This window comes from Halorubrum sp. 2020YC2 (assembly GCF_018623055.1).
Taxonomy (GTDB): Archaea; Halobacteriota; Halobacteria; order Halobacteriales; family Haloferacaceae; genus Halorubrum.
In genome coordinates this window covers 2,077,283-2,098,693 of sequence record NZ_CP076019.1, presented here as the reverse complement: position 1 = coordinate 2,098,693, position 21,411 = coordinate 2,077,283, and the positions used below count along the sequence as shown (strand labels likewise).

The 21,411-nt window shown below is 69.1% G+C and carries 19 protein-coding genes and 1 pseudogene; 8 read left to right on the top strand and 12 right to left on the bottom strand.

Annotated elements, in window-relative coordinates; all coding sequences use genetic code 11:
- Positions 1-430: 430 nt before the first annotated feature.
- The 3 genes from KI388_RS10495 to KI388_RS10485 all read left to right on the top strand — a co-directional run bounded on the left by KI388_RS10495 (position 431) and on the right by KI388_RS10485 (position 4,029).
- Positions 431-934, top strand: a complete 504-nt coding sequence (locus KI388_RS10495) for a DUF1269 domain-containing protein (protein WP_251133141.1) — start codon at positions 431-433, stop codon at positions 932-934.
- Positions 935-1,033: 99 nt separating this feature from the next.
- The gene (locus KI388_RS10490; RefSeq protein ID WP_215086581.1) at positions 1,034-2,374 is read left to right on the top strand and encodes a TIGR00341 family protein; all 1,341 of its coding nucleotides are present in this window, start codon (positions 1,034-1,036) and stop codon (positions 2,372-2,374) included.
- Positions 2,375-2,472: 98 nt separating this feature from the next.
- Entirely contained in the window at positions 2,473-4,029 is a 1,557-nt protein-coding gene (locus tag KI388_RS10485) for an MFS transporter (RefSeq protein ID WP_251133140.1), read from the top strand.
- Positions 4,030-4,160: 131 nt separating this feature from the next.
- On the opposite strand, the gene KI388_RS10480 is transcribed toward KI388_RS10485, so the two are convergent.
- Genes KI388_RS10480 through KI388_RS10470 form a run of 3 tightly spaced genes read right to left on the bottom strand, consistent with a single transcriptional unit; the run spans position 4,161 to position 6,065 of the window.
- Entirely contained in the window at positions 4,161-4,829 is a 669-nt protein-coding gene (locus tag KI388_RS10480) for a hypothetical protein (protein WP_215086579.1), read from the bottom strand.
- Complete coding sequence (locus KI388_RS10475) at positions 4,826-5,431, bottom strand: hypothetical protein (protein ID WP_215086578.1); 606 nt, start codon at positions 5,429-5,431, stop codon at positions 4,826-4,828. The genes KI388_RS10480 and KI388_RS10475 overlap by 4 nt, the downstream gene beginning before the upstream one ends.
- A gap of 52 nt (positions 5,432-5,483) precedes the next feature.
- Complete coding sequence (locus KI388_RS10470; RefSeq protein ID WP_251133139.1) at positions 5,484-6,065, bottom strand: HdeD family acid-resistance protein; 582 nt, start codon at positions 6,063-6,065, stop codon at positions 5,484-5,486.
- A gap of 337 nt (positions 6,066-6,402) precedes the next feature.
- Here KI388_RS10470 and KI388_RS10465 point away from each other — a divergent pair, with 337 nt between their 5' ends.
- Positions 6,403-7,284 (top strand): mechanosensitive ion channel family protein, encoded by an 882-nt coding sequence (locus tag KI388_RS10465; RefSeq protein ID WP_215088780.1) that lies wholly within the window; start codon positions 6,403-6,405, stop codon positions 7,282-7,284.
- Positions 7,285-7,479: 195 nt separating this feature from the next.
- Here KI388_RS10465 and KI388_RS10460 read toward each other — a convergent pair whose 3' ends face one another.
- From KI388_RS10460 to KI388_RS10440, 5 genes are all read right to left on the bottom strand, one after another.
- The gene (locus tag KI388_RS10460; protein WP_215086577.1) at positions 7,480-8,514 is read right to left on the bottom strand and encodes an LLM class flavin-dependent oxidoreductase; all 1,035 of its coding nucleotides are present in this window, start codon (positions 8,512-8,514) and stop codon (positions 7,480-7,482) included.
- Between the two features lie 465 nt (positions 8,515-8,979).
- A complete protein-coding gene (locus KI388_RS10455; protein ID WP_006112801.1) occupies positions 8,980-9,156 on the bottom strand; it encodes a 50S ribosomal protein L37e in 177 nt (58 codons plus the stop codon).
- On the bottom strand, positions 9,153-9,395 hold the full coding sequence (locus tag KI388_RS10450; protein ID WP_215086576.1) for an LSM domain-containing protein: 243 nt from the start codon (positions 9,393-9,395) through the stop codon (positions 9,153-9,155). The genes KI388_RS10455 and KI388_RS10450 overlap by 4 nt, the downstream gene beginning before the upstream one ends.
- A gap of 74 nt (positions 9,396-9,469) precedes the next feature.
- Complete coding sequence (locus tag KI388_RS10445; RefSeq protein ID WP_215086575.1) at positions 9,470-10,783, bottom strand: twin-arginine translocation signal domain-containing protein; 1,314 nt, start codon at positions 10,781-10,783, stop codon at positions 9,470-9,472.
- Positions 10,780-11,433, bottom strand: coding sequence for a hypothetical protein (locus tag KI388_RS10440; protein ID WP_215086574.1), 654 nt, complete (start codon positions 11,431-11,433; stop codon positions 10,780-10,782). The genes KI388_RS10445 and KI388_RS10440 overlap by 4 nt, the downstream gene beginning before the upstream one ends.
- Before the next feature lie 273 nt (positions 11,434-11,706).
- Between KI388_RS10440 and KI388_RS10435 the strand changes: the two genes are divergently transcribed.
- From KI388_RS10435 to KI388_RS10425, 3 genes are all read left to right on the top strand, one after another.
- Entirely contained in the window at positions 11,707-13,059 is a 1,353-nt protein-coding gene (locus tag KI388_RS10435) for a ribonuclease J (RefSeq protein WP_215086573.1), read from the top strand.
- A complete protein-coding gene (locus tag KI388_RS10430; RefSeq protein WP_215086572.1) occupies positions 13,056-14,102 on the top strand; it encodes a polyprenyl synthetase family protein in 1,047 nt (348 codons plus the stop codon). The genes KI388_RS10435 and KI388_RS10430 overlap by 4 nt, the downstream gene beginning before the upstream one ends.
- A gap of 116 nt (positions 14,103-14,218) precedes the next feature.
- On the top strand, positions 14,219-15,133 hold the full coding sequence (locus tag KI388_RS10425; RefSeq protein ID WP_215086571.1) for a DMT family transporter: 915 nt from the start codon (positions 14,219-14,221) through the stop codon (positions 15,131-15,133).
- 30 nt (positions 15,134-15,163) lie between these two features.
- Here KI388_RS10425 and KI388_RS10420 read toward each other — a convergent pair whose 3' ends face one another.
- The 4 genes and pseudogenes from KI388_RS10420 to KI388_RS10405 all read right to left on the bottom strand — a co-directional run bounded on the left by KI388_RS10420 (position 15,164) and on the right by KI388_RS10405 (position 19,258).
- Positions 15,164-16,243 carry a hypothetical protein gene (locus tag KI388_RS10420; protein ID WP_215086570.1) on the bottom strand — a complete coding sequence of 360 codons (1,080 nt, stop codon included), beginning with the start codon at positions 16,241-16,243 and terminating at the stop codon, positions 15,164-15,166.
- Positions 16,240-17,411 (bottom strand): annotated as a pseudogene (locus tag KI388_RS10415) (S49 family peptidase). The gene KI388_RS10420 and the pseudogene KI388_RS10415 overlap by 4 nt, the downstream one beginning before the upstream one ends.
- A gap of 163 nt (positions 17,412-17,574) precedes the next feature.
- On the bottom strand, positions 17,575-18,717 hold the full coding sequence (locus KI388_RS10410; protein WP_215086569.1) for a hypothetical protein: 1,143 nt from the start codon (positions 18,715-18,717) through the stop codon (positions 17,575-17,577).
- A 73-nt stretch (positions 18,718-18,790) separates the two neighbouring features.
- A complete protein-coding gene (locus KI388_RS10405) occupies positions 18,791-19,258 on the bottom strand; it encodes a peroxiredoxin (protein ID WP_215086568.1) in 468 nt (155 codons plus the stop codon).
- A 74-nt stretch (positions 19,259-19,332) separates the two neighbouring features.
- Here KI388_RS10405 and KI388_RS10400 point away from each other — a divergent pair, with 74 nt between their 5' ends.
- Positions 19,333-21,384: a histidine kinase N-terminal 7TM domain-containing protein gene (locus KI388_RS10400; protein ID WP_215086567.1), complete on the top strand. Its 2,052-nt coding sequence runs from the start codon at positions 19,333-19,335 to the stop codon at positions 21,382-21,384.
- The last annotated feature ends 27 nt before the right edge of the window (positions 21,385-21,411 follow it).

Below are 21,411 nucleotides of genomic sequence, written 5' to 3'. Positions count from 1 at the left end.
ACGACGTGGACGCGGCGAGCGGTACGGGGCAAGCGGTCTCCGAAGCGCGTCGACCACGGCGAGCGCGGACATGTCGACGGCGGACCCAGCAGCGCGCGGCGCGGACGCCCTACAGTCAGTCGCCGTTCTGACATAAGCCGAACGGGAGACGAGTCTGCGGCCCCGGCGCTGTGCCGGCCGGCAGTATCGGCACGACAGCGAACCGAACGAGCCGGGATTCGAGACCGAACGCGACCCCGCGGGACGCGCGGCGAATCCGCGCGCCATCGCCGTTAATTTCACAGTAATTAACTAATACCGCTCGCAGCGTTCATTTCACAGTAGTTAATTAATACCACTCGCAGCGTTCATTTCACAGTAATTAACTAATACCACTCGCAGCGTTCATTTCACAGTAATTAACTAATACCGCTCGCGGGCCATTACGAGTATGAGTTCACTTGTTGTGCTCAGATTCAGCGACATAGGCGGTGCAGAGGCGATGCGCGACAGAATGTACGAGCTGCAAAAACGGGAACTGGTCAAACTCGAGGACGCCGCGGTGGTCGTCCGTAACGAGAACGGACGCGCGAAAGTCAAACAGGCCCACAGTCTCGTCGGCGCGGGAGCGCTCGGCGGCGCCTTCTGGGGCATGTTGATCGGGCTGTTGTTTTTCGCTCCGTGGCTCGGCCTGTTGGCCGGCACCACCATGGGCGCAGTGACCGGAAAACTGGGCGATATCGGCATTGACGACGACTTCATCAAGGAGACTCGGGACGCGATCGAGCCCGGGAACTCCGCGCTGTTCCTGCTGGCCCGCGAAGGCAAAACGGAGCGTATCAAACAGGAGCTGTCGGACTTCGAGTACGCGTTCGAGATCATCGAGACCAACCTCAGCCCCGACGACGAGGACAACCTGCGCGCGACGTTCGCCGCCGAGAAAGTCACCGGGTAGGCGCGTGACTGCCGCCGCCGGGGGACGCCGAGTGGCACGAGCGGGGACCGCACGCACGGACTGCCTCGAACGCTCAGACGACCAGACACCCAGTACTGCATGCGACTCGTCCAAGTCCTGATCCCTCAGGGAACCCGTTCGGCCGTCCTCGACACGCTCGACGATCACGGTGTCGACTACGCCGTCTTCGACGAGGTCGGCCGCGGCGGTTTCGAGGCGATGGTCCAGTTTCCCCTCCCGCCGAGCGGAGTGGAACCGGTATTGGACGACCTGATCGAGGCCGGCGTCCGGGAAGACGCGTACACCATCGTCCTCTCGACCGAGACCGTCGTCTCACAGCGGCTGTCCGCGCTCGTCGAACGGTTCCCCGGTCTCCGGATCTCGCGCGAGGAGCTGTACGCACGGGCACAGGACCTCGCGCCGGCGAACTCGACCTTCTTTGCGTTCCTCCTCTTGAGCACCGTCATCGCGACGACGGGACTGCTACTCGACTCCACGGCGACGATCATCGGCGCGATGGTCGTCGCGCCGCTGATGGGGCCCGCCGTCTCCGCCTCCGTCGGAACGGTTCTCGACGATCCGGTGATGACCAGACGCGGCATCAGACTGCAGGTCGTCGGGCTCGTCGCTGCCATCGTGTCGGCGGCGGTCATGGGCTGGCTCCTCCAACAGACCGTTCTCATCCCGCCGGGGATCGATATCCGGACCATCCCCCAGATCGCCGAGCGGACGAGTCCGAACTTCCTGTCGCTCTTCCTCGCGCTCGGGTCAGGGATCGCCGGAGCGCTCAGCATTATGCGTGGCTCCGGGTCGACCCTCGTTGGCGTGGCCATCGCCGTCGCGCTCGTTCCCCCGGCCGCGACGTCCGGCCTCGGTATCGCGTTCGGCTTGCCGGGTGTCGCTATCGCGGGCGCCGTGCTCATCGTCGTGAACCTGCTCGCGATCAACGTCTCCGCCCTGATCCTGTTCTGGGCGGCAGGGTTCAAGCCGCTCGACGCGGGCGCGTTCGAGGGCGTTCGTGCCTCGATCGCCTCGCGTGTCGTCGTGTTCGCGGTCGCCATCGCGGTGCTCTCGATCGTCCTCGGTGCGGTCACCTGGACGACGTTTCAGACGCAGAGCTTCGAGCAGCAGACCCGGAGCGAACTCCGGCAGCAGTTCGACGAGGCGGACATTGAGGGGGTCGAACTCGTCTCGGTGACCGTCGACTACGAACCGGTCGATCTGCTCCTCGGAAACGAACCGCGGGTGAACGTTCTCGTCGGCGTTCCACGGAATCTCGCGGTGCCGCCCGACCTCGCTCAGCGCTGGGACGACCAGCTGACCGCGGAGTTCGACCGCGATGTCATCGTTCGCGTCGGATTTATCGAGGCACAAGTCTCCGACGGGAAAACGTGGGAACGACAGCCCGTGCGACTAACTGCTCCGACACCGTCCCCATGAGTTCTGAAGTGAGCGACCCACGGGACGAAGACGACTCGCCAATACGGCATCAGAGCGCACTGGCGTACTGGGGCCCGGCTATCGCTGTGAGCTTGGCGATGTTCATCGCTGTCATCGATTCGACGTTGATGAACGTCGCCGTCCCCGCGATCGTCTCGGATCTCGACACCACCGTCCCTGTCGTTCAGGGCGCGATCGCGATCTATTCGCTCGTGATGGCGGCGCTGATGCTCCCCGCCAGTAAGCTCTCGTCGATCTACGGCGTCCGGCGACTGATGCAGGTCACGCTCGTCGTATACGCCGCCGGGACGCTGCTGGCGGCCGTCAGTTGGAGTCCCGCAGTGCTGTACGTCGGCTGGTCCGTCATCGAGGGCGCCGCGTCGGCCGTGCTCATGCCGCTTACGTTCACCGTACTCGTGGTCACCTACGAGGGGAAAGACCGGGCGAAGGCGCTCGGGCTGCTCGCGGGCGTGAACGCGACGGGCGCTGCGATCGGACCGATACTCGGCGGCGCACTCACGACCTTCGCCAGCTGGCGATGGGGCTTCGCCCTCGAGGCGGTCGTCGTCGCCGTCGCGCTCGTGTTCGTTCGCTACGTGAGCGCGGCTCCGCTGGGACAGGAGCGCGGCTCCCTCGATCTGGGCGGGACCGCTCTGTCGGTGGTCGGCGCGACGTCGCTCGTCGTCGGCTTCCTCTTGGCCGGCAAGTTCGGGTGGCTGGTCGCGACGCGGCCGTTCGTCGTCTTCGGTGTCCAGTTCACCCCCTTCGGCACGTCGCCGGCGGTCTGGTTGATTGGGGCGGGGCTACTCGCGTTCGCCGTGTTCGCCCAATACGAACTCCGGCTGGAACGAGTCGGCGGCTCACCGCTCGTCCCGATACGGATACTGCGGAACCGCGCGTTCACCGCGGGCTCGCTCACGTTCGGCGCCCGGTCGCTCGTCATGGCCGGGTTCATCTTCGTCGTCCCGGTGTACCTCCAGTCGGGGCTCGGGTACACCGCGTTCGGGGCCGGGGTCGCGATGCTCCCGTTCTCGGTTGGGACGCTGCTCGTGTCGACGTTCACGACCGGCTGGCGCGACTACGTCTCGCCGAAGACGCTCATTCAGGTTGGCGTCGCGCTCATGGGTCTCGGGCTCCTCCTGCTGTTCGAGCGGACGGCCCCGGATCAGACCGCGATGAGCATGGCGGTGCCGATGGCGGTCGTCGGCGTCGGCGTCGGATTGCTCATGCCGCAGCTTGTCAACACGACGTTATCGGCCGTTCCCCAGACGGATTCCTCGGAGGCGTCCGGCGTGATGAACGCCGTCGGGATGCTCGGCTATGCGTTGGGGACGGCCGTCGTGGGGGCCTTCCTCCTCGGGCAGTTCTACCGGGGGGTGATAGACGGCGTGCTCCGTGCGGGCGACGTCACCGTGTCGGCGGCACAGCGCGACGACCTCGCCCGCGCACTACAACAGGCCGCCGAAACGGCGACCGCGTCGACCCAACAAGCGTTCGTGGCCGGGCTGCCCCCCGCCCAGCGGGACCTGCTCGACGGCATCTTCGAGGCCGCAATGATCGGTGCACACCGGGGGACGCTGCTGCTCCTCGTCCTCCTCGCGCTGCTCACGCTCGCGGCGTCGGCGTTCATCCCGCGCGACTCAGGTCGGCCCTGACCGGTTCGGCCATCTTGCTCGTTAAAAACGGCAGGACGGTCGACGCGCGATCGCGTTGGGGGCGGCTGGCTGACCAGACGAAAATACAGAGAGGCCGAAACCATATTTGGGGCCCTGCCCGACCACGAGCGTCAGCGGTTCGCCGACCTCGACTCGAGCCGGTCTCCCAACTGATCGGAGATGCCGGTCAGGTACGTCGTCCCGAAGACGGCGACAAGGATGCCACCGATGCTGTTGTACATGAGGTCCAGCACGGTGTCGTCGAGCCCGTACTGCGTGAGCACCTGAGGGATGCCGAACAGGTCCGCGCCCACGGCGATGTAGAACTCGAGGAGCTCCCAGAGCACTCCGAAGGCCAACACGAAGATCAGCAGGTACGCGAACATGAACTTCGGGCCCAGCTGGATGTACTCGGTGTGTTCTTGCAGGGCTCGCGTCGCCGCGTAGCCCGACGCGACGACGATCGACGACGACAGCGCGTGAGTCAGGTGGTCCCACCACCACGTCGCACCGTACAGCGTCTCGAAGTCGAGTCCGGGGAGCGGCACCGTTCCGAGCGCGTGCAGGAACACCGCCATCGTGATCCAGATGACGAGCCACACGTCCATAACGATCTGGTATCGACGCTGCAAGAGCGCCGGCAATTGCGTGACGAAGAGCCCGATTGCGGCGTCGAACGCGATCACGACGTTGCCGGTGTACAATCCGAACCCGAGGATAGCGACCAGCGAAACCTGGAGGATCCTGACGATCCCCACTTGCGTGCCGTGAGAGACGCGTATGCGGGTCCGAATGCTCATCGCGCGCTCACCCCCTCTACGCCGGCGTGGTCGAGGTTGGCTTTGAGCTGCCGCTGGAAGTACAGCCGAAAGACGCCGCCGGCGACGAACGCCGCCAGTGCCGCGGCGTTGAAGATCATCATCAGCTCGTCGTTGGTCTCGATGAAGGCCGTGTCGAAGTAGTAGGCCGAACCCGCCGCCAGAATTGCCCAGAGGCCCGCAGTCGCCAGCGTGGCGAACACGACGAAGAACACGGCGAAGTTCGGCGTCATCCGCACCGACCCCGTCGATTGGAACGCGACGACCACGAGCATCCCCAACGCGGCGATACTGAGGCCGGCGACGACATCGACGAAGAAACTGACCCCGAGCGCTCCTATCGAGAGGGGAATCGCACTGATCAGTAGGAGCGGCCACGGAACCGTTCGTGTCCACGTTCTCTCGACGAGCGCCGGGGTGACGGCGACGAACGCCGCCACGACAGCGAGCGCCATCCGAGTGAACAGGAGCTCCAGAAACGCGCTTATCGCGACAATAACGAGCGCGCCGACGATCACCCACGCGATGGCCGCGTTGATTCGTGTGTCCCTGAGGAACCACTCTTCGGGTAGCTGTTGACTCATGGTCGGAAGTGCTCCTCGAGAGGATCGGTGTGGACCGCGCTGAGCGACGACGTCATCCTTGACTCCGTTGGGCGGTGTGCTGTGGGATCGAGTTACGGCTCCCCCGTCCGAGGATGATCACCGAGACGCCGGTCACAAACAGATTGATCCCGAACAGAACGCCGATGGCCCAGACCGCGTCGCTCGGGAACCCGAGCCAGAGGAGACCGCCGAGCAGGAACGAAACGCTCCCGCTTGCGAGCACCCACACGGCTCCCGGCTGTCCGCGACTTCGGATCCCCCACGCCACCTCGACGATGCCGTCGACGACGAAGAACCCGACGGCTAGGAGGGTTAATGTCAAAAGCCCGAAAACAGGGTTCGTGATGAACACGATTCCGGCGACGCCGTAGAGGCCGCCTAGTATCACTTGACCGAGCTTATCTCTGAACGCTCCCGCGGAGAAGGCGTGCAGAACGTGCACGATCGCGCCGGCGACCAGGAGTCCGCCGACTAAGACGGACAGCGAAAGCCCCGTGACAAACGGAAATATCATCGCGAGGACCCCGAGCACTGCGAGGATCGTTCCGGCCACCGCAGCGGTGCGGCTCCCGGTGCGGCTCGATTCGGCTCCGGCAGAGTTAGTTGAGCTCACGTGACATTATACGACAGTTCACATAAAAAATACTAGATATCGTTCATTTCAGTTCACACCTCGCTAGAAGTAATATTACTTCGGTAAGTGCTCTGAATTGAACAGGTTGGCTGAACCCGAGGTAACCTATGTGGCGTCACCACGAGGGACGCCAGTTTTCGACTGAATAACATGGAAATAACGTACAGTAACACACGCTTTCTGACTACGATGCTACAGAATCATCGCGCACTGGTCACGAGTCGGTTTGATCTGCGCCGATCCCCGCGTAAGCCCACAAAAGCGGCCGGTCAACGGGCAAATAACAGAGTGCGATCGATGCGATCGGAACGTAGCGATGGCACTGATACAACAAGCGGTCTCAATCGGCCTACAGCGGTATATTCCGGGACTCACGAACGCGATAGTGACGACGCTGCTGTTCGTCGTCGTGTTTCTCGTTGTGTACCGACTCGGACGGTCCGTCGTCACTCGAGCGGTCGAGAGCAGCCTCAAACGTCGGGACTTCGACGAGACGCTCGTCGGGTTCGCTGTGAGTATGACTGTCGGGGTGATGACCGTCTTCGCGGCCGCGCTGGCGGCGGCGATTGCCGGATTCGGGAGCGTTCTCGCCGCGTTCGCGACCTTGGGCGGTGCACTCACGCTCGCGATCGGCTTCGCCGCACAGGACCTCATCGCGAACTTCGTCGCCGGCGTATTCGTCATCAAGGACAAGACGTTCACGGTCGGCGATTGGATCGAGTGGAACGGGAACGACGGCGTGGTCCGCGAGATCCACCTGCGGGTGACGAAACTCGACACGCTCGACAATCAACTGATGACGGTGCCGAACAGCGACCTCGCTAACGCGGCGGTTATCAACAACGTCGCGAACGACCGACGCCGGGTGTCGATCGAGTTCGGCGTCGAATACGACGAAGATATCACCAGAGCACGGAACGCCATTGTTGAGGAGGGCGCCCGCATTGACGGAGTCCTTGACGTCCCGAAACCGACGGCACCCCTCGCCGAACTGGGCGACTCGGCGGTCGTCCTCTCGGGACGCGTCTGGATCGACCCGGCGGAAAACAGCTACTCTGCGGTGCGTTCGCAGTTCGCCGAAGCGGTCAAGCGCCGCTTCGACGCCGAGGGCATCGACATCCCGTACCCCAACGCGGAACTCTCAGGCAGTCTCGACGTCACGAACGTCGCTCCCGTGGAGGGGAGTATCGGCGATTGATCGAGCGAGCCCCCGGTCGGGAGCCCGGGCGCTCGACTCGCGGGAGGCCGTCAGCGTCCGTAGGCCTGTGCCGACTGGAAGCAGGGTGGTAAATTCATAAGCGAACGGCTGGGTCTCGTGGACCGTCCGCCGTCGACACGATTCATCTGCTTATAAAGCGCGCTCAGAGGACCGAGGGACCCCCGAATCAGCACATTACGCCCGCGGCTCCAGATCCATCGCCTCGGCCAGCAGCGCGTGCGACTCCAAGGCGTCGTCGTGGTCCGGCACGGTGTGCTGGATCATCATCTCGTCGACGCCGGCGCGGTCGGCCAACTGCTCCAACAGCCCGGAAATCGTCTCCGGGCTCCCGGAGATCGCCCGCGGCCACTCGTCGTCGTCCAGCGTCGCGGGCGTCGGGTCGGGCGCCCCGCCGAGCTCGTCGACCGCCTCCTCAACCGTGGGCGTCTCGTCGCCCAGTTCGCCGCGCTGCATCCGCCGAAACGTCGCCTCCGCGGGCGCGCGTCGTCGGGCCGCGGCCTCGTCCGTCTCGGCCGCGACCGCGTTGACCGCGACCATCCCCCGCGGCTCGTCGAGCCCCCCGAGTCCGCCCTTGGGGTCGAACGCCTCGTGGTACGCCGCGAACGCGCGCTCGGCGAATCCCGGCCGGATGAAGCCGGCGAAGCAGTAGCGGAGCCCCAGCTCGCCCGCGACCTCGCCGCTCGACGGACTCGATCCGAGGACCCACGGGACGGCCGGTCCCGAGTCGGACCCGGGAACCGACAGGTCGCCGTACGGGTGGTCCGGCGGGTAGTCGTCGCGGAGGTGGTTCACGACCGCGGTGATCCGCTCGCGGTGGTCCTCGTTCGGGTTCTCGACGCGCCGGTCGGTGCCGAGCGCGCGGTCGGACGCGGGCGAGCCGTTGGCGCGGCCCATCCCGAGGTCGACGCGGTCGGGCGCCAGCCCGTCGAGGACGCCGAACGACTCGGCCACCTTGAACGGGGCGTAGTGGTTCATGAGCACGGCCCCGGAGCCGATCCTGATCGAGTCGGTCGCGCCGGCGAGGCGCCCGAGCAGCACCTCGGGCGTGGTGCCCGCGAGGCGGTCGCCCATCCCGTGGTGTTCGGCGACCCAGAACCGCTCGTACCCCAGTCGCTCGGCGTGGCGCGCGGCGTCGACCGTGTTCTCGAACGCGTCCGCCGCGGTGCCGCCCCGGGGGACCGGCGAGAGGTCGACGACAGAGAGGTCCATATCCCGACTCAGCTACCGTCGCGGGAAACGGTTTGGGTCCCGGCGGCGTCGTGGCGGACCGTAAGCGCGGCTCCGATGCGGTGGCGCGTGCCTGCGAGCGGCCCTTGGCCGCGAGCAGCACGCGCGAGGGACGCGGCGACCGGAGCGAAGCGGAGGGAGCCGCGAGGCTGGGGAGGCGTGAGGTGTGGTTGCGGTGCTGTGCGGGGCGGGACTCAAAGGGGCAGGCGGGAGGCGGGCGCAGGCGACGTAAGCACTGGAAGGAGTGAACGAAGTGAGCGACTGAAGCGCGCAACGAGCGTGCGCCCGCCTCGCGGCTGGGGCTTTGGAGGTGTTCGCCACTAATCTGCTATCGGCTATTTATAAGTAATCGACTGGCTCTCGGAGGCGTTCGCCGTCTCTCGCCACTCTACTTATAAACGCACAGCTACGCGAGTAAAAGCGGGAAGGAACCGGAGAGACCGCAGTTCAGTTGTCGCCGGTCTTCGACTGCCACGCGTAGTCGCGCCGGGAGGCGGACTCACCGAAGCCGCACGAGGAGCAGCGCTCCTTCTTGACGTGGTAGGACTTCTCACCGCAGCGTCGACACTTCACGTGGACCGTCTTGTTCTTTTTTCCCTGAGAGGGCGTACCTGCGCCGGTCATGCTTTGATTGTGACGACGTTATCGCCGCGTATAATCGTTGTGTCTTCGATCGCGACGGCGAACTCGCCGTCGAGGTCGTCGTCGACGCGGTCGTCCACGTCGGTCTCCGGTTCGATGACGACGTTCATGTGCTGGTCGTAGCCGCCCAGAATTCCGTAGTACGTCGTGCCGTCCTTCAGGTGTACCGTCACCGGCTCCTCGAGCGACGCTTCGAGCACGTCGAGGGGTCGTCCACTCATTGTCCCTACCGCCGCCCGTCGCGGTAATAAAAATACCGGGACGCCGGCCCCAATATCGCTCGATTTGACACGAATCAGGACTCCAACCGCTCGCGCACGAACTCGGCCGCCGCCGGGACCGCGCTCGCGTACAGGGCGGCGTACGTCAGACTCGCCTGCGTCCGCCGCGCGGAGCCGTACCCCTCCTTGACCCGGTCGGCGGCGTACCCGAACACCCGTAGCCCGGGACGGACGAGCCGCGCCGTCAGGGGATCGCCGGCGTCGACGGCCCCGCTCGCCGCCGCGCGCGCCCGCTCCGCGGCCGACCGCACAGACGCCTCCGTAGGGGTCTCCCGATGTTCCCCGTCGCGGATCCCCCTCACGGCCGCCCGATACGCCTCGATATCGGCCAGCGCGGTGCCGGACTCGACGACGACGGTGGCGTGCTCGCCCGCGTCGGACGCCCGCCTGACGTCGTCGACCGCCGACTCGACCCGGGTCTCGCTCGTGGCCGCCAGTTCCTGTGCGACCGTTCCGCTCAGGTCCTCGTCGTCGAGCGGCTCGTCGCCGCCGAGCCGCTCGCGGGCGGTCGCGCGCGTCCGGCTCACCGACCCCCGTAGTTCGTCGGCGGCCGCGACCAGCGACGCCCACCGCGGCGCCGCCTCGTCGCGCTCGTCGAGGGACGCCGCTCGGAGCCCATCGGCGTCGGCCGCGGCCGCCTCGGCGCGCTCGACGCGGGCGACCGCCTCGCCCGCCCGGAAGGGCTCGGCCACCGGGTCCGCCGGGTACGGCACGCGCGGCTCGACGTAGCTCGCACACTCCGCGAGCAGCGACTCGACCGGCTCGTACGCCAGCACCGCCGCCGTCGACGATTCGGCTCGGTACTCCAGATCCCCAGCGAGCGCCCCGCGGTCGTCGCGGACCGCGCGGCGCCGAGCGGCGAGCTTCGACCCGTCGTCGGTCCCGGTCGCCGCGCGGTACGCGCCGCGGACCTCCGCGGCGTCCTCCCGCCGCCGGCGCCACGCGGCGAGGGCGTCGACCGGCCATTCGTCCGGCAGGTCCGCGTTCGCGTGCTCTCGCGCGTGTTCGCGGTCGGTCCCGATCTTCGCCGCGACCGCCGCGTTGGGGACGTCCGGGTCGCTCGGCACGGCGTCGAGCAGCTCGCGAGCGCGCGCCTCGTGGGCGTCCGCGAGCGACGCGGGAACGGTCACGGGCAACGGCGGCGCCGGCCACTCGACCGACCCGACGGCGTCCGACGGGAGCGACGCGGGCGCCTCTCGACGCTCCTCGTCGCCGGTGAACGGGAGCCCGGAGCAGCCGGCGACCGCCGCCGCGCCGGCCGTCGCGACCCCGGTGAGGAACCCGCGGCGCGAAGACGACCCGCGATCCGGACCCGATCCGCGGGTCACGCGTCATCACCGCCGCTTCCGGACGCCGCCGACGCGTTGAACACGGTCGGCGGTTCCACTCGGCCACAGGAGCTGCCCATGCTCCTTCCGCTCCCGGTCGAGCTGTCAGCGGCGACGGGGATCCGGATCGCGAACCCGACGGTGTGGGTCTCGTCGGCGCCGCACTCGACGTCCGCCGGGCGGTACGCCTCACAGAAGTCGGCGTGGGGGTGGAGGTCGCCGTCCGCGAGTTCGTCCGGCTCGACGGCCACCGACTGGAACCGAATCTCTCGGCAGGCGTCCACGGGCATCGCGAGCAGGTACACCGACGCCGCGTCGAAGTCGGTCGCGGCGCAGAACGACCGGAGCGTCTCGCCCCCGTCCGTCCCAGCGAAGGCGAGTTCGTCGAGTTCGTCGTCCGCGACCAGCACGCGCCGCGTCGCTCGCCGCTGTCGCGCCCGCTCGTCGGCCGACAGCGACGGGAGTTCGTCGCCCGCGGTGACCAGCGCGCCGCCGCGCTCGTCGCGCGCCTTTTCGAGTTCGTACCCCTCGACGGGTCGGTTTCTGCTCGGGTAGCTGTTCGACGCGGTCTCGCTGCCGGAACAGCCGGCCAGGGCGGCGATCCCTGACGCGGCCGCGAGGAGGACTCGTCGGCGGGGAGCCTCTGCCATCGCCGGCGATTCGCCGGAGAGCGTGAAACGCTTTGTGGGGATTCCGAGGGTGTTCCGTCGCCGCGTTCGGACGCGAACCGCGCCCGCGCGACCGAACCCGGGTGTTTTTAATGCCGGCGAGAGTACGCCGATGTACCACACTCCCGCGGGACACGGTGAGTCGCGACGACTCGGCCGTAGCGGGGCCTCAACGACGCGCGGTACGACGGTGCGCCGACGGCTCCTTGCGGGGTTTCAGTGACCGACGCCGATCACGGCGTCAGACACCACACCATGGAAATAGAAATTGCGACACTCGGCGGTTACGAAGAGGTCGGTCGACAGATGACGGCGGTCCGAGCGGGCGAGGACATCGTCATCTTCGACATGGGCCTGAACCTCAGTAAGGTCCTCATCCACGACAACGTGGAGACCGAGAGCATGCACAGCCTCGACCTGATCGACATGGGCGCCATCCCGGACGACCGGGTCATGAGCGAACTTGAGGGCGACGTCAAAGCGATCGTCCCCACCCACGGGCACCTCGACCACATCGCGGGGATCCCGAAGCTCGCCCACCGCTACGACGCGCCGATCGTCTCCGCGCCGTACACGATCGAACTGGTGCGCCAGCAGATCGAAGACGAGGGCAAGTTCCAGGTCGACAACGACCTCGTGAAGATGAAGCCGGGCGCCACGATGGCGATCGGCGACTCCGAGCAGGTCGAGATGGAGTTCGTCAACGTCACGCACTCCATCATCGACGCGATCAACCCCGTCCTCCACACGCCCGAGGGGGCGATCGTCTACGGGCTCGACAAGCGGCTGGACCACGACCCCGTCATCGGCGACCCGATAGACATGGAGCGGTTCCGCGAGATCGGCCGTCAGGACGAGGGCGTCCTCGCGTACGTCGAGGACTGCACGAACGCCGGCCGAAAGGGTCGGACGCCCTCGGAGTCGTACGCGCGAAAACACGTCGAGGACACGTTCAAATCGATGGAGGACTACACCGGCGGCATCGTCGCCACCACGTTCTCCTCGCACATCGCCCGCGTGAAGACGCTCGTCGAGTACGCCCGCGAAATCGGCCGCCAGCCGGTCCTCTTGGGCCGCTCGATGGAGAAGTACTCGGGCACCGCGGAACGCCTCGACTTCGTCGACTTCCAGGGCGACGTCGGCATGTACGGCCACCGGAAGTCCGTCGACCGCGCGTTCAAGCGGATCATGAAGGAGGGGAAGGGGAACTTCCTCCCCATCGTGACGGGCCACCAGGGCGAGCCGCGCGCAATGTTAACCCGCATGGGCCGCGGCGAGACGCCGTACGAGTTCGACGACGGCGACAAGGTCGTCTTCAGCGCCAGCATCATTCCGGAGCCGACCAACGAGGGGCAGCGCTACCAGTCCGAACAGCTGCTCCGGATGCAGGGCGCGCGCCTCTACGACGACATCCACGTCTCCGGCCACCTCCGCGAGGAGGGCCACTACGAGATGCTCGACGCGCTCCAGCCGCAACACCTCATTCCCGGCCACCAGACGCTGAAGGGGCGCTCGCCGTACGTCGACCTCGCGAAGTCGCAGGGGTACAAGCTCGGACGTGACGTTCACGTCACGCAGAACGGGTCCACCATCCAGCTCGTCGAATGACGAGCGAGACGAAGGAGGCGCGGGTGCTCGAAGCCATCCGCGAGCGGCGTGACCTCGTCAACGCCGCTATCGACGAGGAGCTGCCGGTACAGGAGCCGGAACGGCTGTACGAGGCGACTCGCTACATCCTCGAAGCCGGCGGGAAGCGGCTCCGGCCGACGGTGACGACGCTGGCCGCGGAGGCGGTCACCGGCACCGAGCCGATGGACGCCGACTTCCGCGCGTTCCCGTCGCTGGACGGCGACGACGTCGACGTGATGCGGGCCGCGGTCGCCATCGAGGTGATCCAGTCGTTCACGCTGATACACGACGACATCATGGACGAGGACGACCTGCGTCGGGGCGTCCCCGCGGTCCACGAGGCGTACGACGTCTCGACGGCGATCCTCGCTGGCGACACGCTCTACTCGAAGGCGTTCGAGTTCATGACCGAAACGGGCGCGGACCCGCAGAACGGGTTAGAGGCGATGCGGATGCTCGCCTCTACCTGCACCGAGATCTGCGAGGGACAGGCGCTCGACGTCGCCTTCGAGAGCCGCGACGACATCCTCCCCGACGAGTACCTGGAGATGGTCGAGCTGAAGACCGCGGTGCTGTACGGCGCGTCGGCGGCGACGCCCGCGCTCCTGCTCGGCGCGGACGAGGAGGTCGTCGACGCCCTCTACCGCTACGGGATCGACTCCGGGCGCGCGTTCCAGATCCAAGACGACGTGCTCGACCTGACCGTCCCCTCGGAGGAGCTCGGCAAGCAGCGCGGCTCCGACCTAGTCGAGGGGAAGGAGACGCTGATCACCCTCCACGCCCGCCAGCAGGGGGTCGACGTCGACGGCCTCGTCGACGCCGACACGCCCGCCGAGGCGACCGAGGCCGCGATCGACGACGCGGTCGCGGCGCTCGAAGAGGTCGGCTCGATCGAGTACGCCCGCGAGACCGCGGAGGACCTCACCGCGCGCTCGAAGGAACACCTCGAAATCCTCCCCGAGAGCGGCTCCCGGAGCCTGCTCGAAGACCTCGCGGACTACCTCATCGTCCGCGGCTACTAGAGTCACCCGGCCGCGGCCCGCCCCCGGCTCGCTGCCCTGCCCCGATCTCCGGGTCGACACCGCCGGTCCGGGCCGCGACGGACACCGCTTTACCCTCGGCCCGCGTTCGGTCGACCGTGTCACGGTACCGAAACGCCGCGCTGTTCTGCCTGCTCGCGCTGTTTTGGGGCGGCTCCTTCGTCGCCATCGAGGTGGGTCTCGACTACTACCCGCCGGTGTTGTACGCCGCCTACCGCTTCTACGTGGCCGCGCTGGCGCTGCTGTCGTACGTGCTGCTCACGCAGGACGACCCGTTCCCGCGGACCCGCGGGGACCTCGCCGCGATCGGGTTCAGCGGCGGCCTCTCGGTGGCCGCGAACAACGCCCTGCTGTTCGTCGGCCAGCAGTACACGACGAGCGGTATCGCCTCGATCACCTACAGCCTCGTCCCCATCGCGACCGTCGCGGTCGCCGCCGTCTGGATCGGCGGGGCGGGCCTCGACGCGCGCGGCGCCGTCGGGGTCGTCCTCGCGTTCCTCGGCGTGGGGCTGGTCGCGCAGCCGGACCCAGCGAACCTCGGCGGGGGCGTCGCGGTCGGGGTCGGGCTGATCGCGATCGGCGTGGTCGCCGTCGCGGTCGGCAGCGTCGGGCTCCGGACCGTGGAGACGAGCCTCTCCAGCGTCGCGCTCACGGGCTGGGCGATGGGGTTCGGCGCGCTCGCGATCCACGCGCTCAGCCTCGGACTCGGGGAGGCCCAGCGGCTCCCGGCCGCGGCGCCGCGCGCGCTCGCCGCGCTGGCGTTCCTCGGACTGCTCTCGTCGGCGGTGGCGTACACCATCTACTTCACGCTGCTCGACCGGCTCGGTCCCTTCGAGATCAACCTCGTCTCGTACGTCGTGCCGATCGTCGCCACCGTCGCGGGCGCCCTGCTGCTGGCCGAGCCGGTGACCCCGCTCACCGTCGCGGGCTTCGCGGTCATCGTCTTCGGGTTCGGCCTCCTGAAGCGCCGGGAGATCGTCGACGCGGCGGCCGGGATCCGGTTCCCGGGATAAGATAGTCGGCGTCGAACCGGGCGCGACCGGTTACGCGGTCGCGTCCCCGGCCGAGTCAGTCTCGTTTCCGGACGGGTCGGTCGGCTCGGTGGGCGTCGGGCTCCCTCCCGGCGGAACCGTCGTCCCCGGCGGGGCCGCGCCGCCCGGACCGGCCTCCGGTCCGAACGACACGTCGGGGGTCGGTCCCGTCACGAGGAAGTCCGCGACGTTCCCGATCAGGACGCCGTTGTCGGCGCGGCCGGCGTTCTCCGGTTCGAGGAAACTGGAGTCCCCGATCACCGCGAGCGAGTCGCTCCGGACCGCGACGCCGTAGGAGCCGGCCTCGCGGGTCGTCGACAGCCGCGACGTCTCCGCGGTCGCGAGCGCCGCCGAGCCGTCGGCCGCCCCGACGGGCGCGGCGCCGCGGAGAACGACCTCATCGACCCCCTCGGTCAGCGTCCCCGGTCCGTTCGGCTCGACGAGCACGCTGAGGTAGTTCGCGTCGTTGTTCTCCATGTCGTACACGTACCCCGCCTCCCCGTAGACGCCGAACGGGGAACCGAAGTCGGTGAGCGCGCCGGCGCCGCCCGGGTCGCTCGTCACGAGCGTCCGGCCGCCGGCGTCGACGAACGACTCGACCGCGTCCGCGTCGGGCCCCGACAACGCGCCGGGGTTCGTGGTGACGAACGCGTCTGCGTCCGAGAGCATCGTCGGCAGCGGCTCACCGCCCACAGATCCGCCGTAGAACCGGACCTCGTGGCCGTTCTCGACGAGCGCCGCGGTGAGCGGCGCGACGCCGCGCCGGACGCCGCCGAGCGTGCCCACGTCCGCTTCCGCGGGCGCGTCACCGTCCTCGATCGGGAGTATCGACGTGCCGCCGCCGATCCCTCCCGCCGCGCCGCCGAGGTGGACGACGACGGTGTTCGACGGCTCGCTGCTCTCCATCTCGACCTCGCCGCCCTCGCTCACCGTCTCCGGTTCGACCGAGTCCAACTGCCAGTGGTCGTCCGCGACGGCGTCGGTCTCGGGCGGCGCGCCGTCGAGGACGACGCCCCCGACGGCGGCGACGCCGACGACCGCGAGGAACACCAGGGCGAACGCGCCGACCGCCGTCCGCAGGTCGACGCTCATTCGCCGTCACCTCCGGTCGCCGCGACCGCGCCGTCGATCCGCTCGGCCGCGTCGTCCGTTCCGTTCGTCCCGTCGCTCGTCGCGCCCCCGCCGGTCGTCGTCTCCGCGTCCGCCGCGTCGCCGTCCGCGGGCAGTCGCCCGGTGTAGCTCGTCATGACGAGGTCGTCGCCGACGGTCTCGTCCCACGCCGCCGGCGCGACCGCGAGGATCAGTCCGTCCCCGAACTCCTCCCCGGTGTCGCCGGCGACGACGACCGTCCCGTCGTCGCGCTCCAACAGCGGAATGCCGGTCGGCACGGGGCTCTCGGTGCGGCGGGCGTCGACCGCGTAGTCGTCGATCCCCGCCTCGGCGGCGGCGTCGGCGGCCGCGCCGTCGACGAAGCCGAACTCGTCCGCGAAGCCGTTCTCGACCGCCTCGGTGCCGAGGTACGCGTCGGCGTGGGCGATCTCCTGACGGTCGAGTTCGATCTCGTCGCCGCGCTGTTCGATCACGTTCTCGACGAAGAGGTTCGCGAGCGTCTGCCGCCGCTCGCGCTGGGTGTCCGGGTCGCTCCCCGCTTGTCCGGCCCGGTCGTCCCCGCGCTCGGGCCGTTAGGGGCCGGCGCGGTGCCGGCGACCCCGACGCTGCCGACCGCCTGCGCGGAGGGCGCGACGTAGATCCGGTCGGCGGGCGCGATCGCGAGGTACGCCCCCGACGCGCCCAGCGTGTCGACCGCGGCGTACACGGGCATCACCGACGCCGTGCGGTCGACCGCGGCGTACATCCGTTCGCTCTGCGCGGGCAGGCCGCCCCCGCTGTTCACCTCGAGGACGACCGCCTCGATCGAGTCGTTGGCGCGGGCGTCCCGCAGGTTGTCCTCGACGTGTTGGGCCGTCCCCGAGTCGATCGTGCCGTCGATCTCGACCACGGCGACCGTCCCGTCGGGACCGGTCACGGCGCCGTACACGCCGGGCGCCACGAGCAGCCCCGCGGCCACCGCGAGGACGGCCGCGACCCCGACCGCGTGTCGGGTCTCGATCCGGTCGAGAAGCGTCGATTCAGCGTCGTTCGCGGTCGACCGACCGGCGTTCGGTGTCGAGGGTGCGGCGGTCGACCGGTCGCCCGTCGCGACCTCCGCGTCGTCCGTCGGTTCGTCCGGTGTCTTCGAGGGCGAGTCCTCGGAACTCATCGAGCCGCCCTCGTTCGATTCCGCAGTCGTCGCGTGTGTTGTCGCGTCGTCATCGTGAATTCGCTCGCGCGTCGGTCAGTGGTCGATGCGTCTGCGCTTCCGTCGCGACGGGCGCCGCCGGCCGCGCCGTCGCCCGTGTCGGGGCGACGGTCGTCGCCGTCGCTCACGCGTCGGACACCTCGATCGGGTCCCCGACGGTCGCTCCGAAGAGCGAGGCGTGGGAGGCGAAGAGGTCGCTCTCGGCCGCGGCGTCGACGATCACGGTCCGCCCGTGTCGGGTGACGGTCGCGTCCGCGAGCGACGTCTCTCCCTCGCGGGCGGCTTCCGCGATCGCCTCGGCCGTCTCCCTGTCGAGGCGTCGGGGGTCCGCGACCGCGCCGTAGCGCAGCGCGACGCTCGGCGCGTCGCCGTCGCCGCTCCCTGCGCCGTCGCTCCCCGCGTCTCCGCCTGTCCCCTCGTCGGTCACGCGGAGGGACGCTCCGACCGCGCCCGACGCGTCGAGCGCGGTGCGGAGCGCCTCCGGCGCGTCGTCGAGCAGGCCCCGGAGATGGTCGCGGGCGTCCGGTCCGAGGTCGACGCACGCGGTCGCGTCGCCGCCGAGCAGCGAGGGGAGGGGGCCGTAGCTCGCGGTCGCTCCCCCGCGTCGCCGGGTTCCGCCGTCGGCCCCGCCGCCGATCCCCGCGTCGCGGTGCGTCGCGGCGACGGCCGGCGTCGGGCCGTACGCGGCCACGAGTTCGCCGGGCGCCACCGCGACCGCCGAGCCGAGGCTCCGCGCGCGGAACCGGGCGAACTCGGAGTCGTCTCCCGACTCGCGGACCACGTCAGGGTCCGCGTCCAGCTCCGCGGCGAGCGCGGCGGCGTCGAGGTCACCGACCGCGACCGCGCACCCCTCCGGTCCGTCGGGGGTGAGCGCGGCGCCGCCGGTCGCCCGTTCGACGGCCTCGAGCGACGCGCTCTCGTACCGGTCGAGGAGCCGCCGGACGCGCTCTCCGACTCCGCCCGGGAGGCCGGTGGCCGTCAGGACCGCCGGATCGATCCGCCCGGTCACGACGGTGTCGACGGCAGCGGACGCGACCTCCGCGGGGTCGTAGTTCCCCGCGGCGACCGCGGAGCGCGGTCCACCGGACCCCGCGCGGTCTCCGGCGGTCTCGCCGCCGGTCGAGCCGGCTCCGGCTCCGGCCGACTCGACCGCGAGGGCCGCGTCGGGCGGCGGCTCGGCGCTCAGGGCATCGATCGGTCCGGCGACTCCCAGCCCGGTCGCCGCGAGCGCGGCTAGGCGCTTCGCGAACGCTCGTTTGGAGGGCATCATTTCGAGTGTCTCGTGACAAGTAATAAGAGTATCGAGAGCCGGTCGGCGGAGGGCCGCCGCTCCGCCTCGGTCAGTCGTCGAGCGCGCGGACGTCGTCGAGTATCTCCACGGCGTGATCCTCGGGCGAGACCCCCTCGTAGGCCAAGACGACCGTCCCCTCGCCGTCGAGGACGTAGGTGTTCCGGAACACGCCGTCGAAGGTGTTCCCGAACATCGACTTCTCGCCGTAGGAGTCGTACGCGCTCGAAACCTCGCCGTCGGGGTCCGAGAGCAGGGTGAAGGGGAGGTCGTACTCCGCGGCGAACGGTTCGAGGTCCTCGACGGGGTCGTCGCTGATCCCGACGACGGCGACGTCCGCCTCCTCGAACGCGTCCCACTCGTCGCGGAAGGCACACGCCTCGGCGGTACAGCCGGGCGTGTCGGCGCGCGGGTAGAAGTACACGACCGTGTGAGCGGCCGCGGCCGGGTCGACGGTGACCGTCTCGCCGCGGTGGTCGGTGAGCGTGATATCGGGTGCGGAGTCGCCCGGTTCGAGCATACCGATCGGCGTCCCTCGAACGGGTTAGAGGATTCGGTCCCTTTTTACCGACTACTCGCATCCTACCGGTATCGATGGCGTGGCAACCGACGCCGTACACGGCCCCGTTGCTCGTCGCGGCCGTGGCGTCGTTCGCGTTCACCGTGTACGCGGTCGTCAACCGCTCCCGCGGCGGACACGTCCTGCTTCGAAGCTTCGTCGGCGTCGCGGGCGCCGCCGGCGTCTGGTCGCTGGCGTACGCGGCGCAGCTGTCCGCCGGCTCGCTGGAGGCCACGCTGTACCTCGACCGCTTCGTCTGGCTCGGGACCGCGGGGCTGGCGGTCGCGTGGCCGGCGTTCGTCCTGGCGTACGTCGACAGGGTCGCGTGGCTCCGTCGGCGCCGCTTCGCGCTCTTCTGGCTCGTCCCGGTCGCCGTCGCCGCCGCCGTCTGGACGGTCGGGGTCGACCCGCTCTTCTACGCCGACCCCTCGCTCGTCGACGTCGGCGGCTACCGCGTCCTCGACTACGCGCCGACGCCGGCGCTGCTCGGGTTCGTCGGCTACACGTACGCGGTCAACCTGTTCACCTTCGCCGTCCTCGGCTACGCCGCGGCGGCCCGCGACGGCGTGTTCCGCCGGCAGGCGGCGGCCCTCTTCGTCGCCGGCGTCGCGCCGCTGGCGCTCGGCGCGGCCGGCATCGCGGGCGCGATCGGTCCCGAGGCCGGACACGTCGACTTCACGCCGATCGCGTTCACCGGGACCTCGGCGCTCCTGGCGTGGGTCGTGTTCCGATACCGGCTGCTCGACGTCTCCCCCATCGCCCGGGACGCGGTGTTCGCCAACCTCTCCGACGGCGTCGTCGTCTGCGACGCCGACGGCCGGGTGGTCGACCGCAACGACCCCGCCCGGTCGCTGTTCCCCGGCGTCGAACTCGGCGTTCGGGTCGAGGAGGCGTTCGACGACGTTCCGGCGGTCGTCGACGCGACCACCGACGAGAGCGGGGACGACGAGTTCCGCGTGACGGTCGACGAGGGCGGCGCGCCGCGGTTCCTGACCGTCGACGTCCACGGCATCTCCGGACCGGGGACGGCCCGCACCGGGACAGTGCTCCTGTTCCGCGACGTCACCGAGCGGGAGACGCTCCAGCGGCGCTACCGCGCGCTCATCGAGAAGTCCCCGAACGTGATCGCGGTCTGCGGCGACGACGGTCTCCTCCGGTACGTGAGCCCGTCGATAGAGCGGCTGCTCGGCCACCAGACGAACGAGGTGGAGGGGCGGCCGGTCATCGATCTGGTCCACCCCGAGGACCGGCGCGAGGCACAGCAGGCGTTCGAACGCGCCTTCGACAGCCCGGAGCCGGAGTCGCTCACGCACCGGATCGCCTGTGACGACGGCAGTTGGCGTCGGTTCGAGACGGTGATCGAGCGCCTGTTCGAGGACGCGCGCGAGGTCGTCATCACCGCCACGGACGTCACGGAGGCCCGGCGGTACGAACAGCGGCTTCAGGTGTTAAACCGCGTGCTCCGACACGACCTGAAAAACGACACGAACGTCATCGGCGGCTACGCGGACCTGCTTCGCGACCACGTCGACGAGGAGGGCGACCCGTACCTCGACATCATCGACCGGAAGGTCAAGACGCTGACTCACCTCAGCGACCAGGCCCGCGAGATCGACGTCGCGCTCCACAGCGACGCGGGCCGGACCGAGATCGACCTGACCGAACTCGTCGACCGCCTCTGTGAGTCGCTGGAGTCGTCGTTCCCCCGGGCGACGGTGACGGTGACCGCCCCGGAGTCGGCGGTCGTCTCCGCGGACGAGCTACTGGAGTCCGCGGTCCGGAACGTGTTGGAGAACGCCGTCGTCCACAACGACGGCGACGACCCGCACGTCGAGGCCACCGTCGTCACCGACGGCGACCGGTTCCGGATCGACGTGGCCGACGACGGGCCGGGGATCCCGCCGGTCGAGCGGACGGTGTTCTCGGAGGCCCGGGAGACGGCGCTCGAACACGCGAGCGGACTCGGTCTCTGGCTCGTCCACTGGATCGTCACGGAGTCCGGCGGCGACCTCGAGATCGACACCCGCGAGCCGACCGGGACGGTGGTGCGGATGTGGCTCCCTAGGGCGGCCGAGGAGAACGAGTAGGTCCGCCGTCTCACCGGGCGGCTCCGG

What these genes read in the sequence shown, in the direction of transcription:
- KI388_RS10495 (WP_251133141.1), top strand. Translation starts at nt 431, where the DNA reads ATGAGTTCACTTGTTGTGCTCAGATTCAGCGACATAGGCGGTGCAGAG.
- KI388_RS10490 (WP_215086581.1), top strand. Translation starts at nt 1,034, where the DNA reads ATGCGACTCGTCCAAGTCCTGATCCCTCAGGGAACCCGTTCGGCCGTC.
- KI388_RS10485 (WP_251133140.1), top strand. Translation starts at nt 2,473, where the DNA reads ATGTTCATCGCTGTCATCGATTCGACGTTGATGAACGTCGCCGTCCCC.
- KI388_RS10480 (WP_215086579.1), bottom strand. Translation starts at nt 4,829, where the DNA reads ATGAGCATTCGGACCCGCATACGCGTCTCTCACGGCACGCAAGTGGGG.
- KI388_RS10475 (WP_215086578.1), bottom strand. Translation starts at nt 5,431, where the DNA reads ATGAGTCAACAGCTACCCGAAGAGTGGTTCCTCAGGGACACACGAATC.
- KI388_RS10465 (WP_215088780.1), top strand. Translation starts at nt 6,403, where the DNA reads ATGGCACTGATACAACAAGCGGTCTCAATCGGCCTACAGCGGTATATT.
- KI388_RS10460 (WP_215086577.1), bottom strand. Translation starts at nt 8,514, where the DNA reads ATGGACCTCTCTGTCGTCGACCTCTCGCCGGTCCCCCGGGGCGGCACC.
- KI388_RS10455 (WP_006112801.1), bottom strand. Translation starts at nt 9,156, where the DNA reads ATGACCGGCGCAGGTACGCCCTCTCAGGGAAAAAAGAACAAGACGGTC.
- KI388_RS10450 (WP_215086576.1), bottom strand. Translation starts at nt 9,395, where the DNA reads ATGAGTGGACGACCCCTCGACGTGCTCGAAGCGTCGCTCGAGGAGCCG.
- KI388_RS10440 (WP_215086574.1), bottom strand. Translation starts at nt 11,433, where the DNA reads ATGGCAGAGGCTCCCCGCCGACGAGTCCTCCTCGCGGCCGCGTCAGGG.
- KI388_RS10435 (WP_215086573.1), top strand. Translation starts at nt 11,707, where the DNA reads ATGGAAATAGAAATTGCGACACTCGGCGGTTACGAAGAGGTCGGTCGA.
- KI388_RS10430 (WP_215086572.1), top strand. Translation starts at nt 13,056, where the DNA reads ATGACGAGCGAGACGAAGGAGGCGCGGGTGCTCGAAGCCATCCGCGAG.
- KI388_RS10420 (WP_215086570.1), bottom strand. Translation starts at nt 16,243, where the DNA reads ATGAGCGTCGACCTGCGGACGGCGGTCGGCGCGTTCGCCCTGGTGTTC.
- KI388_RS10410 (WP_215086569.1), bottom strand. Translation starts at nt 18,717, where the DNA reads ATGCCCTCCAAACGAGCGTTCGCGAAGCGCCTAGCCGCGCTCGCGGCG.
- KI388_RS10405 (WP_215086568.1), bottom strand. Translation starts at nt 19,258, where the DNA reads ATGCTCGAACCGGGCGACTCCGCACCCGATATCACGCTCACCGACCAC.
- KI388_RS10400 (WP_215086567.1), top strand. Translation starts at nt 19,333, where the DNA reads ATGGCGTGGCAACCGACGCCGTACACGGCCCCGTTGCTCGTCGCGGCC.